2 pseudogenes are annotated in these 17,494 nt (G+C 71.8%); both read left to right on the top strand.

The annotated features are described in order from the left end of the window. Nucleotides 1-353 precede the first annotated feature (353 nt). Nucleotides 354-6,728, top strand: a pseudogene (locus tag ACFYWY_RS35585) (type I polyketide synthase); the annotation flags it as partial. A gap of 97 nt (nucleotides 6,729-6,825) precedes the next feature. Further along, nucleotides 6,826-17,487, top strand: a pseudogene (locus tag ACFYWY_RS35580) (type I polyketide synthase); the annotation flags it as partial. Nucleotides 17,488-17,494 lie beyond the last annotated feature (7 nt).

Raw genomic sequence — 17,494 nt, 5'->3', positions numbered from 1 at the left:
CCGGGCCGGAAGCGGTCTCGCTTCAGTTTGCGGACGCTGCCGGTGGTGCTGTGGGGTCGGTCGATTCGCTGGTTCTGCGTGAGGCCTCGGCTGAGCTGCTTGTCGGTGTCCGCAATGGCGGACACCGCGACGGACTCTTCCAACTCGACTGGATCACATCACCGACACCCGACGCGCCCGCCGTGTCCGAGGGCGAATGGGCTGTGGTCGGAGAGCCCGCGGCACAGGACGGCACTGCCCTGCAAGACGCGCTCGCCGTCCCCGTACAGGCGTGGACCGACCTGGCCACGGTGGCCGCCAGTGACGGGGATGCCCCGCAGACGGTTCTCTACCTCTGCGGACTGCCTGACTCCCGGACCGGTCTGGCCGAGACGACTCATGCCGTGACCCGGCAGGTGCTGACGCTGGTACAGGAATGGCTGGCCGAGCCGCGTTTCGAGGGCTCCCGCCTGGTCGTCGTCACCGAGGGCGCAGTGGCCTTCGATGAAGATGCCCCTGATCCCGCCCTGGCCTCCGTCTGGGGTCTGGTCCGGGCCGCACGGACCGAGAACCCAGGCAGGTTCGTACTGGTGGATGTCGACGCGACAACGGAATCCTGGGGCGTGCTCCCGGTCGCGCTGGCCTCGGGAGAGCCGGAGTTGGCCCTGCGCGGTGGGTCCGTCCACGTGCCGAGGCTGGTGCGAGCCGGCTTCCGGCCGACGCCCACGTCCTCCCTGCCTGACGGTGCCGGCCCCCGGCCGACGCCCGACGGACGCACCCTCTCGGACGGGACGGTGCTGGTTACCGGTGGGACAGGCGGTCTGGGCGCGTTGGTGGCGCGGCATCTGGTGACCGAGCGGGAGGTGCGGCACCTGGTGCTGGCCAGCCGGCGCGGGGCGAACGCGCCGGGCGCCGGGGAGCTGGTGACGGAACTGACCGGCCTGGGCGCCGAGGTGACTGTAGCGGCCTGTGACGCGGGGGACCGCAAGACGCTCGAAAACCTGCTGTCCTCGATCCCATCGGAGCATCCCCTGACGATGGTGGTCCATACGGCGGGCGTGATGGACGACGGAGTCGTCTCCTCGCTGACTGCGGAGCGCCTGGACACCGTGCTGCGGCCGAAGGTGGACGCCGTGGCCAACCTCGACGAGCTCACGCAGTCCATGGACCTGTCGGCGTTCGTGGTGTTCTCCTCTGCGGCCGGGACACTCGGTGGTGCGGGCCAGGCCAACTACTCGGCCGCCAACGCATTTCTGGACGCCCTGGCGCAGCGACGCCGCGTTCTCGGTCTGCCGGCCGCGTCGTTGGCGTGGGGCCCCTGGGCGCCGGACGCAGGCATGACGAGTGAACTGAGTGAGGTGGATCTGCGCCGGATGGCGCGAGGCGGCGTCCTGCCGCTGAGCGCGGAACAGGGGCTGGGTCACCTCGACACCGTGCTGGACGGCGGACCGGATCTCGCACGGGCCGTACTGCTGCCGGTGAACCTGGACATGGCGGCGCTCAGGGGGCAAGGGGAAGAGCTTCCCGCACTGATGCGGGGTCTGTCGCGCGCACCGCTGCGCCGTACGGCCGGATCCGGTGCACAGGGCGGCGGGGCCGACGACCTGGTCCAGCGCCTTGTCCCGATGTCCCCGGCCGATCGCGAACGATTCATGCTGGAATTGATCCGTGCTCAGGCCGCGTCGGTGCTCGGGTATTCCTCGGCCGCGGATATCGAGCCGGATCAGTCGTTCAAGGTACTGGGCTCGGACTCGCTGACGTCGGTGGAGCTGCGCAACAGGGTGAACGCGGCGACCGGGCTGCGGCTGTCGGCGACCTTGGTGTTCGACTATCCGACTCCCGCCGCGCTGGCTCGGCATGTGCTGGGCGAGTTGGTGGGCGGCAAGGAAGAGCTCTCCGGATCCGCACTGCCCGCCATGTCAGGGGTGGACGACGATCCGGTGGTGATCGTCGGGATGGCCTGCCGGTACCCGGGCGCCGTGGAGTCCCCTGAGGATCTGTGGCAGCTGGTCGTTGACGGCGGTGAGGGAATCGGCGGGTTCCCGGGCGACCGTGGGTGGGATCTGGAAGGGCTGTTCGACCCGGATCCGGGGAAGCTCGGCAAGACGTACGTACAGAAGGGCGGGTTCCTCTACGACGCGGCGTCGTTCGATGCGGGGTTGTTCGGGATTTCGCCGCGTGAGGCGTTGGCGATGGATCCGCAGCAGCGGTTGCTGCTGGAGACGTCGTGGGAGGTCTTCGAGCGGGCCGGGATCGCCCCGGAAACGCTCCGGGGGAGGCGGACCGGTGTCTTCGCGGGCGTCATGGGCCAGGACTACGGCTCCTGTCTGCGGGAAGGCGTGCACGAGTCCGACGGCTATCTGCTGACCGGCAACACGGGCAGCGTCGCCTCCGGCCGGATCTCGTACGCCTTCGGTCTGGAAGGCCCGGCGATGACGGTGGACACGGCGTGCTCCTCGTCCCTCGTGACCCTGCACCTGGCCGCCCAGTCGCTGCGGTCGGGCGAGTGCGATCTGGCGCTGGCCGGCGGCGTGACCGTGATGTCGACCCCTGACACCTTCGTCGACTTCAGCCAGCAGCGGGGGCTGGCCGCGGACGGGCGCTGCAAGGCGTTCGGCGCAGGCGCGGACGGCACGGCGTGGTCCGAGGGTGTGGGTGTGCTGCTGGTGGAGCGGCTGTCGGACGCCCTGCGCAACGGTCACCGGGTGTGGGCGGTCGTCCGTGGCAGCGCGGTCAATCAGGACGGCGCGTCGAATGGCCTGACCGCGCCCAACGGCCCGTCGCAGGAACGGGTGATCCGTCAGGCGCTGGCGGGGGCGGGCCTGTCGGCGGCGGATGTGGACGCGGTGGAGGGGCACGGCACCGGGACGCCGCTCGGGGATCCCATCGAGGCGCAGGCGTTGCTGGCGACGTACGGGCAGGGCCGGCCGCAGGACCGGCCTCTTCTGCTGGGGTCGTTCAAGTCGAACGTCGGTCACACGCAGGCGGCTGCGGGTGTCGGCGGCGTGATCAAGATGATCATGGCGATGGAGCACGGTGTGCTGCCGCGCACCCTGCACGTGGACGACCTGTCGCCACATGTGGACTGGTCCGCCGGAGATGTGAAGCTGCTGGCGGAGAACACCGAGTGGCCGGAGGCGGACCGGCCGCGTCGGGCCGGTGTGTCGTCGTTCGGTATCAGTGGGACGAACGCGCACGTGATCATCGAGCAGTCCCCTGCCCTCGAAGCGGTTGAGGTCCAGGAAGAACCGGCAGCGACCGGGGACGGGCCGGAGCCGGCGGCCGAGTACGAGCTTCCTGTGACACCGGTGGTGATTTCGGCGGCCGACCCTTCCGCCTTGCCGGGCCAGGCAGAGCGGCTGTGGGCACGGGTGGACGCCGACCCGGAGCTCCGGCTCAGCGATGTGGCGCTGTCGTTGGTCACGACCCGGTCGGTGGCCGAGCACCGTGCGGTCGTCCTGGCCGAAGGCCGGGAGGAATTGCTTCGAGGTCTGCGTGCATTGGCCGTGGGGCAGCCCGATCCCGGTGTCGTCCTGGGGACGGGCGGGCGGTCCGGCCGCCGGACGGCGTTTCTGTTTGCGGGTCAGGGTTCGCAGCGGTTGGGGATGGGGCGGGAGTTGTACGGGGTGTTCCCTGCCTTTGCCCGGTCGTTCGACGAGGTCTGTGAGCGGTTCGACGGTGAGTTTGGGTGTTCGCTGCGTGGGGTGGTGTTCGGTGATGATGCGGAGTTGCTGAACCGGACTGAGTTCGCTCAGCCTGCGCTGTTCGCGCTGGAAGTGGCTCTGTTCAGGTTGGTGGAGTCGTGGGGTGTGCGGCCGGATGTGCTGTTGGGGCATTCGGTTGGTGAGTTGGCGGCCGCGTATGTGGCGGGGGTGTGGTCGCTGGAGGATGCGTGTCGTCTGGTGGCGGCGCGTGGCCGGTTGATGCAGGCGCTGCCCGAAGGCGGGGCGATGGTGGCTGTGCAGGCGTCGGAGGCGGAGGTGTTGCCACTCCTGGCGGGCCGCGAGAGCGAGGTGAGCCTCGCGGCCGTCAACGGTCCGCACTCCGTGGTCGTGTCGGGTGTGGAGGCAGCGGTCGCGGAGGTCGCTGACTATTTCCGCGGTTTGGAGCGTAAGACGACGTCGTTGCGGGTGAGTCATGCGTTCCACTCGCCGTTGATGGACCCGATGCTGGAGGACTTCCGCCGGGTCGCGGAGAGCATTTCGTACGACTCGCCGCCGCGGATCGCGATCGTGTCCAACGTGACAGGCGAACCCGCCACACCGGAGGAACTCACCTCGCCGGAGTACTGGGTCGGGCATGTCCGTCATGCGGTGCGGTTCGCCGACGGCATTGAGCGTCTGGAGGAGCAGGGTGTCAGCCGGTTCCTGGAGTTGGGACCGGACGGCACGCTGTCCGCCATGGCCCAAGCATGTGTTGAGGACTCCGAGCAGTTGCTCGTGCCGGTCCTGCGCAAGGACCGGTCGGAGGCGGGCGCGCTGCTGTCCGCCGTCGCCGCAGTGTTCACCCACGGTGTGCGGGTGGACTGGAAGGCACTGTTCGACCCTGCGCGACCGTCGAAGGTGGACCTGCCGACGTACGCGTTCCAGCGTGAGCGTTTCTGGCCGGACGGCGCGCAGCCGGGTTCCGGACCGGTCGCTTCCGATGGGGCGGACGCGGGCTTCTGGGACGCGGTCGAGCGTGGAGACCTCCCGTCGTTGGCGGGTTCGCTGGGGGTCGACGAGCAGGTGCTGGGTGGCTTGGTACCGGCCCTGTCGTCGTGGCGGCGCGGGCAGCGGAAGCGGTCGCGGGTGGACGAGTGGCTCTACCGGGCAAGCTGGAAGCCCTTGGGCACGGTTTCCGGCGCCGTATCGGGGCGCTGGCTGGCCGTGGTTCCGGCGGGCCTGGAGAAGGACGCCTGGGCCGGATCCGTGATCGAGGGCCTGGTTTCCAGAGGGGCCGGCCTGGAGCCGGTGGCGTACGAACCCGGCATGGGCCGTCCGGAGCTTGCCGCCGCCCTCGGTGCAGCCGCGGGCGAGGCGCCGGTCGCGGGTGTCCTGTCTTTCCTGGGGCTCTGCGGTGCCGGTGACGGCGGGGTGCCGGCGGGACCGGCGGCCACGGCGGCGCTGGTCCAGGCGCTGGGTGACGCCGATGTCCGGGGGCCGGTCTGGGTGCTGACGCGGGGAGCCGTGTCGGTGGGGCGCTCGGACGGGGCTCCGGATCCGGCGCAGGCGGCAGTGTGGGGTCTGGGCCGGGTGGCGGCGCTGGAGTACCCGGACCGCTGGGGTGGTCTGGTGGATCTGCCCGAGGTGATTGACCGGCGGGCGGCGGCCCGGCTGGCAGGGCTGCTCGCAGGTGCCGAAGGCGAGGACCAGGTCGCGGTCCGGGCGTCCGGCGTGTTCGGTCGCCGGCTCGGACGGGTCTCGCCCGGCGGCCTCGGCGGGGGATGGAAGCCGTCGGGGACCGTGCTGGTCACCGGTGGTACGGGTGCGCTCGGCGTACGAGTGGCGAGGTGGGCCGCGGCGGGAGGCGCGGAGCATCTGGTGCTGGTGAGCCGTCGTGGCCTGCAGGCGCCCGGCGCGCCCGAGTTGCGCGACGAGCTGGCCGCCTCGGGTGTGCGCGTGTCGGTGGTGGCGTGCGATGTGGCCGATCGTGACGCGGCGGCAGGGCTGCTGGCGGAGTACCCGGTGGATGCGGTGGTGCACGCGGCCGGTGTGCTCGACGACGGTGTGATCGAAGCACTGACGCCGGAGCGGTTCGCCGCGGTGCTGCGGGCGAAGACCGTTGTGGCCACGCACCTCGACGAGCTGACACGAGAGCGCGACCTGTCGGCGTTCGTACTGTTCTCGTCGTTCGCGGGGAGTATCGGTTCTCCGGGGCAGGGCAACTACGCGGCAGCGAACGCGTATCTGGACGCGCTGGCCGAACAGCGCCGGGCGCTGGGGCTGCCGGCCACGTCGGTGGCCTGGGGACCGTGGGCCGATGGCGGCATGGCGGTTGACGAGGGGCTGGGAGAGTACCTGCGCCGACGTGGCCTGAGCGCGCTGGATCCGGAGTCCGCGTTGGTGGCCCTGGACCGGGTCGCGGGCGGTGAGGAGCCCGCCGCCGTGGTGGCCCAGGTGAACTGGTCGCAGTTCATACCGGCGTTCACTGCCGGCCGGGTGAGTCCGTTGCTGGCGGATCTTCCCGAGGCGCGTGCCGCATGGGATGCAGCGCGGTCCACGGCAGGAGCCGATGGGCTGCGCGAACGGTTGGCGGCGTGCCCGGCCGAAGAACGCAGCCGCATGCTGGTGGATGTGGTGCGGGAGCAGGCTGCTCTGGTGCTGGGGCACGCGAATGCGGAATCGGTCGACGCGGCCCGTGCCTTCCGGGAGTCGGGCTTCGATTCACTGACGGCGGTGGAGTTCCGCAACCGGCTGAACGCGGTGACGGGCCTGCACCTGCCCGCCACCCTGGTGTTCGACCACCCCGCTCCGCTCGACCTCGCCTCGTTCCTGCACAGCGAACTCCTCGGTCCCGACACCGATGCCCCGGAAAGTACCGGGGTCGTCGCTGACGTCGACAAGCTGGCGGCTGTGCTGGCCGCGGCCGGGTCGGCGGAGACGAACGGGGAAACGCACCTGAGGGTCACCGCCAAGCTGCGTGAACTCCTGGCGCTTTGGACGGGCGTCGAGGCTGCGGACGATGCGGGCCGCAAGGTGGCGAGGCTCGACGAGGCCACCGATGACGAGATGTTCGATCTCATCAACAAAGAACTGGGAATCTCCTGACCCCGGTCTCTGTAACGCTCGCTCATACCTCCCCTCAGGAAAGTGGTAGACGATGGCGAACAACGAAGAGAAGCTGCGGGAATACCTCAAGCTGGTCACAGCAGATCTTCGGCAGACCCGCAGCCTCCTTCAGGAGGCGGAGACGCGTCGGCAGGAGCCGGTCGCGATCGTCGGTATGGGGTGCCGGTTCCCGGGCGGAGTGGACTCGCCCGAGAGCTTCTGGAGGCTGCTGACCGAGGGCGAGGACGCGGTTTCCGAGTTCCCGGCGGACCGCGGGTGGGACCTGGACGGGATTTACGACCCGTCGGGCCGGCAGGGGACGACGTACACACGCCGGGGCGCCTTTCTCTACGATGCGCCGCGGTTCGATTCGTCCTTCTTCGGGATATCGCCGCGCGAGGCGGCGGCGATGGACCCGCAGCAACGGCTGCTGTTGGAGACGACCTGGGAGGCGCTGGAGCGGGCGGGCATGGATGCGGGCGCGCTGCGGGGGAGCCGCACCGGCGTCTTCGTGGGATCCAACGGCCAGGACTACCTGGCCCTCATGCTGAACCGGCCCGAGGACGCCGACGGGTATCTCGCCACGGGCATCACGGCGTCCGTGATGTCGGGCCGGATCGCGTACGTGCTGGGGCTTGAGGGCCCCACGCTGACCGTGGACACGGCGTGCTCGTCGTCGCTGGTGGCGCTGCATCTCGCCGCACAGGCCCTGCGGTCGGGGGAGTGCGACCTCGCGCTCGCCGGTGGTGTGACCGTGATGTCGACGCCGAATGTGTTCGTGGAGTTCAGCCGGCAGCGCGGACTGTCGGCGGACGGCCGGTGCAAGGCGTTCTCCGACGACGCGGACGGCACGGGGTGGGGCGAAGGCGTCGGCGTGCTCGTGGTGGAGCGGCTGTCGGACGCGCGGCGCAACGGTCATCAGGTGCTGGCGGTGGTGCGGGGCAGCGCGGTGAACCAGGACGGTGCGTCGAACGGCCTGACCGCGCCCAACGGACCGTCGCAGCAGCGGGTGATCCGGGCCGCCCTGACGGGCGCGGACCTTGCGGCGTCCGACGTGGACGCGGTGGAGGCGCACGGCACCGGCACCACCCTCGGCGATCCGATCGAGGCTCAGGCGCTGCTCGCCACGTACGGGCAGGACCGGGAGCCCGGCCGGCCGTTGTGGCTTGGTTCGGTGAAGTCGAACATCGCTCACACGCAGGCGGCCGCGGGTGTGGCCGGTGTGATCAAGATGGTGCTGGCGATGCAGCACGGAGTGCTGCCCCGCACCCTGCACGCGGATGTGCAGTCCTCAAAGGTGGACTGGTCGGCAGGCGCGGTGGAACTGCTCCGGGAGAACACGGACTGGCCGGTGGACGGGCGTCCGCGCCGGTCCGGGGTGTCGGCGTTCGGGGTGTCCGGGACCAACGCGCACGTGGTCCTGGAGCAGGCTCCGGCCGATGTTCCCGCCGAGAGCGACGAGCCCGCGGCGTCGGGCCCGCTCCCGGTGGTGCCGTGGGTGCTGTCGGGGCGCAGCCGTGCGGCGCTGCGCGCTCAGGCGGAGCGGCTGTCGCAATGGCTGGGTGCCCGCCCTGAACTGAATCCGCTGGACGTCGGCGGATCCCTGGTGACGACGCGGTCGGCGTTCGAGCACCGGGCGGTCGTGCTGGGCGCGGACCGGACTGAGCTGCTGACGGGACTCGATGCGCTGGCGGCCGGTGGGGCCGCTCCGGCCGTGGTCACCGGTACGGCGGGTGGCGCGGGGAAGACGGGCGCGGGGAAGACGGCTTTCCTGTTCGCGGGAGGCGGGTCGCAGCGGCTGGGAATGGGCCGCGAACTGTACGAGACGTTCGAGGTGTTCGCGGACTCCTTCGACGCGGTGTGCGCGCACGTGGACGTCGAGCTGGAGCGCCCGCTGCGGGACGTGGTCTTCGGCGAGGACGCCGGACTGCTGGACCGGATCGACTATGCGCTGCCCGCGCTGTTCGCCCTCGAAGTGGCTCTGTTCCGGCTGGTGGAGTCGTGGGGCGTGCGGCCGGACGTGCTGCTGGGGCACTCGACAGGTGAGTTCGCGGCGGTGCATGTGGCGGGGGTGTGGTCACTGGAGGACGCGTGTCGTCTCGTGGCGGCCCGTGGCCGGTTGATGCAGGCCCTTCCGGCAGGCGGCGCCATGGTCGCTCTCCAGGCCTCGGAGGCGGAGGTGCTGCCGCTGCTGGCAGGACGCGAGAGCGAGGTGGGCATCGCCGCGGTCAACGGTCCCGACGCGACCGTGATCTCCGGCACCGAGGGCACGGTCACCGAGGTGGCCGAGCGCATCCGTGAGATGGGCCGCAAAGCGACGCGGCTCCGGGTGAGCCTCGCGTCCCATTCGCCGCTCATGGAGCCGATGCTGGACGAATTCCGGCGGGTGGCGGAGAGCGTGACCTTCGAGGCGCCGCGGATCGCGATCGTCTCGACCCTCACCGGGGAGTCCGCCAGGCCAGAGGACATCGCGTCTGCGGACTACTGGGTGCGCCACGTCCGGCAGGCCGTGCGGTTCGCCGACGGCATCCGCCAGTTGGAGGCGGACGGCGTCACCCGCTGCCTGGAGGTGGGCCCGGACGGCACTCTGACCGCCATGGCCGCGCAGAGCCTGTCTGTGGACGGCGGGCTGCTGGTCCCCGCCCTCAGCAGGAACCAGCCCGAGGACCGGGCGTTCACGGCTGCGATGGCGGGCCTGTACGCCCACGGGGCGGCCGTGGCCTGGCCGGCGCTGTTCGCCGGGGCCGGGTACCGACGGGTGCGGCTGCCGACCTATGCCTTCCAGCGCCGACACCACTGGTTGCCGACCGCGGGCTCCGCATCGGCGGGGGTCGCGGCAGCGGGCCTGGGCGCCACCCGCCACCCGCTGCTGGGAGCCGCCGTCGAACTCGCCGATGCGCGCGGCATCCTGCTGACGGGCCGGCTTTCCCTGCAGGCGCAGCCCTGGATCGCCGATCGCAAGGTGGCGGGGGCGGTGCTGATGCCGGAGACGGCGCTGGTGGAGCTGGCGGTCCGGGCCGGGGACGAGGTGGGGTGCGGCCTGCTCCAGGAACTGACGGTGCAGACCCCGCTGGTGCTGCCCACCAGGGGAACGGTCCAGTTGCAGATCCTCGTCGAGGCCGTCGACGAGGCCGGGCGGCACGCGGTGACGATCCATTCCAGGCCGGGCGACGAGGAGTTGGAGCCCGAGTGGACGCGCCATGCCGCAGGAGTGCTGGCACCTGAGACACCGGTCCCCTCCTTCGATCTCGGTGTGTGGCCGCCGGAAGGCGCCGAGCCCGTCTCCGTGGAGCGGCTCCACGACCGGCTCGCCGCTGCCGGCTACGAGTACGGCCCCGTCTTCCAAGGGCTACGGGCGGTCTGGCGGCTGGGCGGGGACTACTTCGCCGAGGTGTCCATGGAGGAGCCGGGGCAGGAGGCCGGAGCGTTCGGGCTGCACCCGGCACTCCTGGACGCAGCCCTGCAGACGATGCTGAGTGCCCTCCCGGATCCCGCTGACTCCGCGGAAATGGCCCTGCCTTGTGCCTGGAGCGGTGTGTCCCTGTTCGCCTCGGGTGCCACGGCCGCGCGCGTGAAGCTCTCCGGCGTGGGGACGGACACGGTCTCCCTCGCGCTCGCGGACACCGTGGGCCGTCCCGTGGCCATGGTGGATGTGCTCTCGGTGCGGCCTGTCCCGGTCCAGGCGCTGGCGGGAGCCGGAAGCGCCCACCGGGATGCGCTGTTCACAGTGGACTGGAAACCGGTGACCGTCGTTGCGGACGCGGCGCCGGTCGAGTCGGCGGCCGACGGCTGGGCGGTCCTGGGCACCGGTGGTGTGCCCATGGCGGCCGGGCTCACCGCGGCCGGGGTACCCGCGCAGGCGTACGCGGACCTGGCTGCCCTCGGTGCGGCCCTGGACGCGGGTGCCGCGAAACCACCCGGGGTGGCGGCGCTGGTCCTCGGGCCGGACGCGGACACGGCGGGGCCCGGTGTCGCTGCGGCGGCCCAGGACGCTACGGCGGACGTACTGGCGTTCCTTCAGGCTTGGCTGGGCGACGAGCGCTTCGACGCGACGCGTCTGGCCGTGGTGACCTGCGGGGCCGTCGCCGCCGGAGCCGACGACCCGGTGCCGGACCTGGTGCATGCCCCCGTATGGGGACTGGTGCGTTCGGCGCAGTCCGAGCACCCGGGGCGCATCGTGCTGGTCGACCGGGAATCCGCGCAAGAGCTGCCGCCCGGGGCGGTGCTGAGCGGTGAGACGCAGGTCGCGGTGCGGGCGGGTGAGTTCCTGACGCCTCGGCTCGCCCGGATGCCCTCGCCGGCGGACGAGGGAACGGAGCCGCGATTCCGTGCCGAAGGGACCGTACTGATCACGGGCGGCACCGGAGGCCTCGGCCAGGTGTTCGCGCGCCACTTGGTGAGCGTGTACGGCATCCGGCATCTGCTGCTGACCAGTCGCCGCGGGCCACAGGCACCCGGAGCGGAGCAGCTCCGTGACGAGTTGGCCGCCCTCGGGGCCGATGTGACGATCGAGGCCTGTGACGTGGGCGACCGGGAGGCGCTGGCGGCGCTGCTGGCGGGCATACCGGCCGAAAACCCGCTGACCGCAGTGGTCCACACCGCGGGGACGTTCGACGACGGGCTGCTGACATCGCAGACGCCCCAGAGCGTTGCCAACGTCTTCCGGGCGAAGGTGGACGCGGCGGTGAACCTGCACGAGGCGACCCGTGGCCTCGACCTGTCGGCGTTCGTGGTGTTCTCCTCCGTCGCCGGTCTGCACGGGAACCTGGGACAGGGCAACTACGCGGCTGCGAACACCTTCCTCGACGCCCTCGCGCACCACCGGCGGGCGGCCGGCATGCCGATGACCTCGCTCGCGTGGGGGCCGTGGGAGCAGGCCACCAGCGGGATGACCGCGCAACTGGCCGAAGCGCACATCGCGCGTATGACCCGGGGCGGCGCACTGCCGCTGTCGACCGAGCAGGGGGTCGCCCTGTTCGACGCGGCGACAGCGGCCGACGGGGCGCTTTTCGCGGCGACCCGGCTGGATGTCGCCTCGCTGCGGTCGCGTGCGGAGGACGGCGAACTGCCCGGTCTGCTGCGCGGTCTGCTGCGAGCCCCCACCCGTCGGGCCGTCGAGTCCGCCGTCGGGCAGGCTGATTCCGGGCTCGCCCGGCGCCTGGCCGGGATGGGGCAGGCCCAGCGTCGCCGGGTGGTCTCGGAGCTGGTGCGTACGCAGGTGGCCACACTCCTCGGATACGACACGGCCGAACTGGTCGAGTCCGAGCGGCCGTTCAAGGAGCTGGGTTTCGACTCGGTGACCACGATCACCCTGCGGAACCGGCTGAGCCAGGAGACCGGACTCCGGTTGCCCGCCACGTTGGTGTTCGACCATCCCACCGCAGGCGCCCTGGTGGGGCATCTGCTGTCCGCGCTCGGTCTGGACGGCGACGGTGCGGCGGAGGACGTCCCCGCGGCGATGCCGCCACTCGTGGCGGTGAAGGACGACCCCGTCGTGATCGTGGGGATGGGCTGCCGGTACCCCGGCGGAGTCGACTCCCCGGAGTCGCTGTGGCAACTGGTCGCCGAAGGCCGGGAAGGCCTCGGGCCGTTCCCGGCCGACCGCGGCTGGGACATCGAGGCAATGTACGACCCGGATGCCGACCGGCCCGGCACGACCTACCTGCGGCAGGCCGGATTCCTCTACGACTCCGGTGAGTTCGACGCGGAGTTCTTCGGGATATCGCCGCGCGAGGCCCTGGCCATGGACCCGCAGCAGCGGCTGATGCTGGAGACATCGTGGGAGGTGTTCGAACGGGCCGGCATCGCTCCCGCCTCACTGAAGGGGAGCCGGACCGGCGTCTTCGCCGGGGTGACGTACCAGGACTACGTGTCGGGCATGCAGATGGGGACGGCCGGCAACGTGATCGCCGGGCGGGTCTCCTACGCCTTCGGCCTGGAGGGGCTGTCGGTCGCGATCGACACCGCGTGCTCGTCCGCCCTGGTGGCGCTGCACCTGGGTGCCCAGGCGCTGCGGTCGGGCGAGTGCGACCTGGCTCTCGCCGGTGGGGTCACCGTCATGTCGCAGCCCGATCCCTATCTGGCGTTCAGCCGGGAGAGGACGCTGGCCTCGGACGGGCGGTGCAAGCCGTTCGCCGCGGGCGCGGACGGGACGAACCTCTCCGAAGGCGTCGGCCTGCTGCTGCTGGAACGCCTCTCCGACGCCCGGCGCAACGGCCACACAGTGCTGGCCGTGGTCGCGGGCAGCGCGGTGAATCAGGACGGAGCCTCCCACGGGCTCACCGCGCCGAACGGCCTGGCCCAGCAGCGGCTCATCCGGCAGGCGCTGGCGAGCGCCGGGCTGTCCGCCTCGGACGTCGATGCGGTGGAAGCCCACGGAACGGGTACGCCGCTGGGCGACCCGATCGAGGCGCAGGCACTCATGCTGACGTACGGACAGGGCCGTGAGCCCGGTCGGCCGTTGTGGCTGGGATCGATGAAGTCGAACTTCGGGAACAGCCAGGCGGCGTCGGGTGCAGGCGGCGTCATCAAGATGATCATGGCTATGCGTCATGAGCTGCTGCCGGAGAACCTGCACACGGACGAGCCCACGCCGCACGTGGACTGGTCCCAGGGCGACATCCGGCTGCTGTCGGAACAGACTGCCTGGCCGAGCAACGGCCGGCCCCGCAGGGCCGGGGTGTCGGCGTTCGGTATCAGCGGCACCAACGCGCATGTGATCATCGAGCAGGCCCGCGACGAGGACGGCTCCACGGCCGTCCCGTCCGGTACGCAGAGTGCGGACGGGCAGGCCGGCTCGGGAGACGACTGGTCCGAGCTGTCGGTGGTTCCGCTGCCCCTCTCCGCCCGGAGCGCGGATGCGCTGCAGGGACAGGCCGCCCGGCTGTGCTCGTTCCTGGAGTCCGACCCGAAGCTGCGGCTTCGCGATGTGGGCCTGTCCCTGGCCACGACCCGGTCCGCGCTGGAGCACCGTGCGGTGGTCCTGGCCTCCGGGCGGGAAGCGGCCCTGCGGGAGCTTCGGGCGCTCTCCGAGGGAGATCCCGGCTGCACGGTGGTGCGAGCCAGGGCCAGATCCGGTGACAACGCCCCTGCTGTGGTCTTCGTCTGCCCGGGTCCGGGGCGGCCGGGGCAGGGTCCGCTGACCGCGGCGGCCGCGCAGCTGCTGGAGTCCTCACCGGCGTTCGCCGAGTCGATGGCCCACTGCGAACGCGCGCTGTCCGGATACGTGGACTGGTCGCTGGTGGAGGTGGTGTCGGGACCGGCGAAGCCGGGAGGGCCGGATCGGCTCGACATCGCCCAGCCCGTCCAGTGGGCGGTGACGGTCTCGCTCGCCGCGCTGTGGCGCTCCTACGGAGTCGAGCCGGCGGCGGTGGTGGGCCATTCCGAGGGGGAGATCGCGGCGGCCTGTGTGGCCGGGGCCCTCTCGCTGGAGGACGGCGCGCGGGCGGTGGCACTGCACAGCAGGGCGCTCGCCTCCCAACGGCTTCGCGGGGGCGCGGTATCGGTCGCCCTGCCGCTCGCCGAGATTCAGGACCGTCTGCGGCGGTGGGAGGGAAGGATCTCGGTGACCGAGGTGAACGGACCCGCCTCGGTTGTGGTGTCCGGCGAACCGGACGCACTCGCCGAACTGCTCGCCCGGTGCCGGGCCGCCGGCGTCCCCGCACAACGGGTGCCGGGGGAACGGCCGTTGCCCTCACAGGTCGAGCAGCTGCACGCTGAGCTCGCCGAGGCGCTTTCGGACATCCGGCCGGGTCACGCGCAAGTGCCTTTCTGCTCGGCGGTCTCGGGCGGATGGCTGGACACGGCCGGGCTGGACCCGGAGCACTGGCTGGCGCACCTGCGGGAACCTGTCCGCTTCGCGGATGCCGTACGCACCCTGCTCGACAGCCGGCACGGCGTGTTCGTCGAGCTCGGCACTCACCCGGTGCTGGCCGGCGCGGTCTGTGAGACCGCGGAGGAGGCCGGGACGGCCGCGGTGACGGTGTGTTCGGAAGAGGCCGGCCAGGGCGGTGCTCCCCTGATGGCGGCGGCGACGGCCGAGCTCCATGTGCACGGGGTCGAGGTGGACTGGCGCGCGGTGTTCGCGGGCTCAGGAGCCCGCCGGGTGGACTTGCCGACGTACGCCTTCCAACGCCGCCACTACTGGCTGAAGCAGTCCGCACTGCCGTCCGGCGCGGCCGGCACGCCGGACGGTCCCGGGCGGGCGGACCACCCCTTGCTGGATACGGCGGTGGAACTGCCCGACGCGGACGGCTGGGTTCTCACCGGCCGTCTCTCGCTGGCCTCGCACCCGTGGCTCGCCGAGCACGCCGTCGTCGGCATGGTGCCGCTGCCCACGTCCGTATTCGTGGAACTCGCAGTCCAGGCCGGTGACCAGGTCGGGTACGACCACGTGGATGAACTGACCGTGGAATCCCCGCTGGTGCTGCCCGAGCGGGAGGGCGTTCGGCTGCGGCTGACGGTCGGAGCGGAACAGGAGCCGGGCCGGCGGACACTGCGCGTGTTCTCCCGGCCGGAGGCCGCGCTGCCCGGGGAGCCCTGGACGCGTCACGCCACTGCCACCCTGGCCCCGGCCGCCCCGCACGTCCCGTTCGACCTTGAACTGTGGCCGCCCGCGGAGGCGGAGCCGGTGGAACTCGACGGCTTCTACGACACCCTGTCTCAGGCGGGTCTTGTGTACGGGCCGGCCTTCCAGGGGCTGCGGGCGGCATGGCGCCGGGGCGACGAACTCTTCGCGGAGGTCGTGCTGCCGGAGGAACAGCGCGAGCAGGCAGCCCGGTTCGGCCTGCACCCCGCCCTGCTGGACGCCTCGCTGCACGCGCTGGCATCCGAGGCGGGTGACGGCCGCGCGCCGGGGCTTCCGTTCGCGTGGCGCCAGGTGGCGCTGTACGCCTCGGGCGCCTCCTCGCTGCGGGTGCGGCTGTCCTGGACGGAACCGGACGTGATCACGGCGGCGGTGGCCGACGACACCGGACTGCCGGTTGCGTCGATCGGGGCCGTCGCACTGCGGCCGGTCGCCCCCCGGCAGCTCAGGAGCGCTCGCGCGGAGCAGCGCAGCCGGTTGTTCCGCCTGGACTGGCGCGAAGCGGCGTGCGACACCCCTGAGTCCGAAGCCCGCTGGGCGGTGGTCGGCCATGACGCCCTGGGAACCAGGCCGTCACTGATGAAGGCCGGGGTCTACACGGAGGTGTACGCGGATCTGGCCGCGCTGGGCACGGCGCTCGACGCCGGAGTTCCCACGCCGGAAGCAGTGATCGTCAGCGGCCTCCAGGAGCCTGCGGGATCTGCCGCCCGCCGGGCGATGGAACTCGCCCGGGACTGGCTCCTGGACGAACGGTTCGCCTTCTCCAGGCTGGTGTTCCTCACCCGCGGGGGAGTGGCCGCAGGTGACAGCGCCACCGGTCCGGATCTGGCCGCCGCACCGGTGTGGGGTCTCATCCGCTCGGCACAACTGGCGGACCCCGGGCGGTTCGTCCTGGCCGACCTGGACGGACACCGTGCGTCCTGGCGCTCCCTGCCTGCCGCGTTGGCGGCCCATGAGCCCCAACTGGCGCTGCGCAAGGGCCTCCTCAGGGTCCCGCGTCTCACCAGGACGGAGGACCCCGCGGCCTCGGCGGGCGCCGCCTTCCCGTCCGGCCAGGAAGGCACCGTCCTGGTCACCGGTGCCACCGGTACGCCAGGCGCGGCGGTCGCCCGGCACCTGGTCGCCGAGCACCGCGTGCGGCGGCTGCTTCTCACCGTCCGGCCGGGCCTCGAGGACAGTGCCGACGCCGCCGCGCTCAAGGACCGGCTCACCGCCCTGGGGGCCGACGTCACGGTGAGCGGCTGCGACCCGGCCGACCGCGACGCGCTGGCCGGGCTGTTGGCCGGGATTCCGCCGGAGCACCCGCTGACGGCGGTCGTGCACGCCTCGGGCGCGCCGGACGGCGCCGAAGCTGCCGCAGTGACCCCCGAAGACCTCGACGCGCTGCTGCGCCCGGGCATCGACGCGGCCCTGAATCTCCACGAGCTGACCGCCGATCAGGAGCTGTCCGCATTTGTGCTGTTCTCGTCCATCGAGGGGACGCTGGGAGCTCTCGGCCCGGGCGGCAACGCCGCACTCAGTGCCTTCCTGGACGCACTGGCGCAACACCGGCGGGCGAACGGCCGCGCCGGGCTGTCGCTGGGCTGGGGTCCGTGGGATGCGGGGAACGTTCCTGAGCCTGCGGGGGCAGATCCGCGCAGGGCCCGGCACGCAGGCCTGGCCGAGCTGTCCTGGGCGGAGGGCCTGGACCTGTTCGACGCAGCCTGCCGTCTCGACACGGCAACCGTCGCGCCGGTGCGGTTCGACCTCGCGGCTCTCGACCCGGAGGAGGTCGCCGCGGACGGTTCGGCTCCGCTCAGCGGTCTGCTGCGGACGCCGAACCGGCGCTCCGCGGGGCAGCCGGGCAGTCCGTCGGGGGCTCTCAGCCTCCTCAAGCGACGTCTGGCGGGTCTGCCCGACCCCGAGCGGGACACCCTGCTGATGGACCTCGTACGTGCGGACGTGGCGACCGTACTGGAGTACCCGTCGTCCGACGCGGTGGAGATGACACGGGCGTTCAGGGAGGTCGGGCTCAACTCGCTGACGGCCTTCGCTCTGCGTAACCGGCTGCGGGAGACCACGGGGCTACGCCTGCCCGCGGCGCTCCTGTTCGAACAGGACACTCCCCAGCGGCTGGCGTCGCACCTCAAGGAAGAGCTTCTGCGCCACCGGGCCGCAGCGGACCCGCAACACTAGGGAAAGG

This window comes from Streptomyces sp. NPDC002870 (genome assembly GCF_042888505.1).
Classification (GTDB): Bacteria; Actinomycetota; Actinomycetes; order Streptomycetales; family Streptomycetaceae; genus Streptomyces.
Note: the sequence above shows the minus strand (reverse complement) of the source record. Positions and strands in the feature narration are given on the sequence as shown.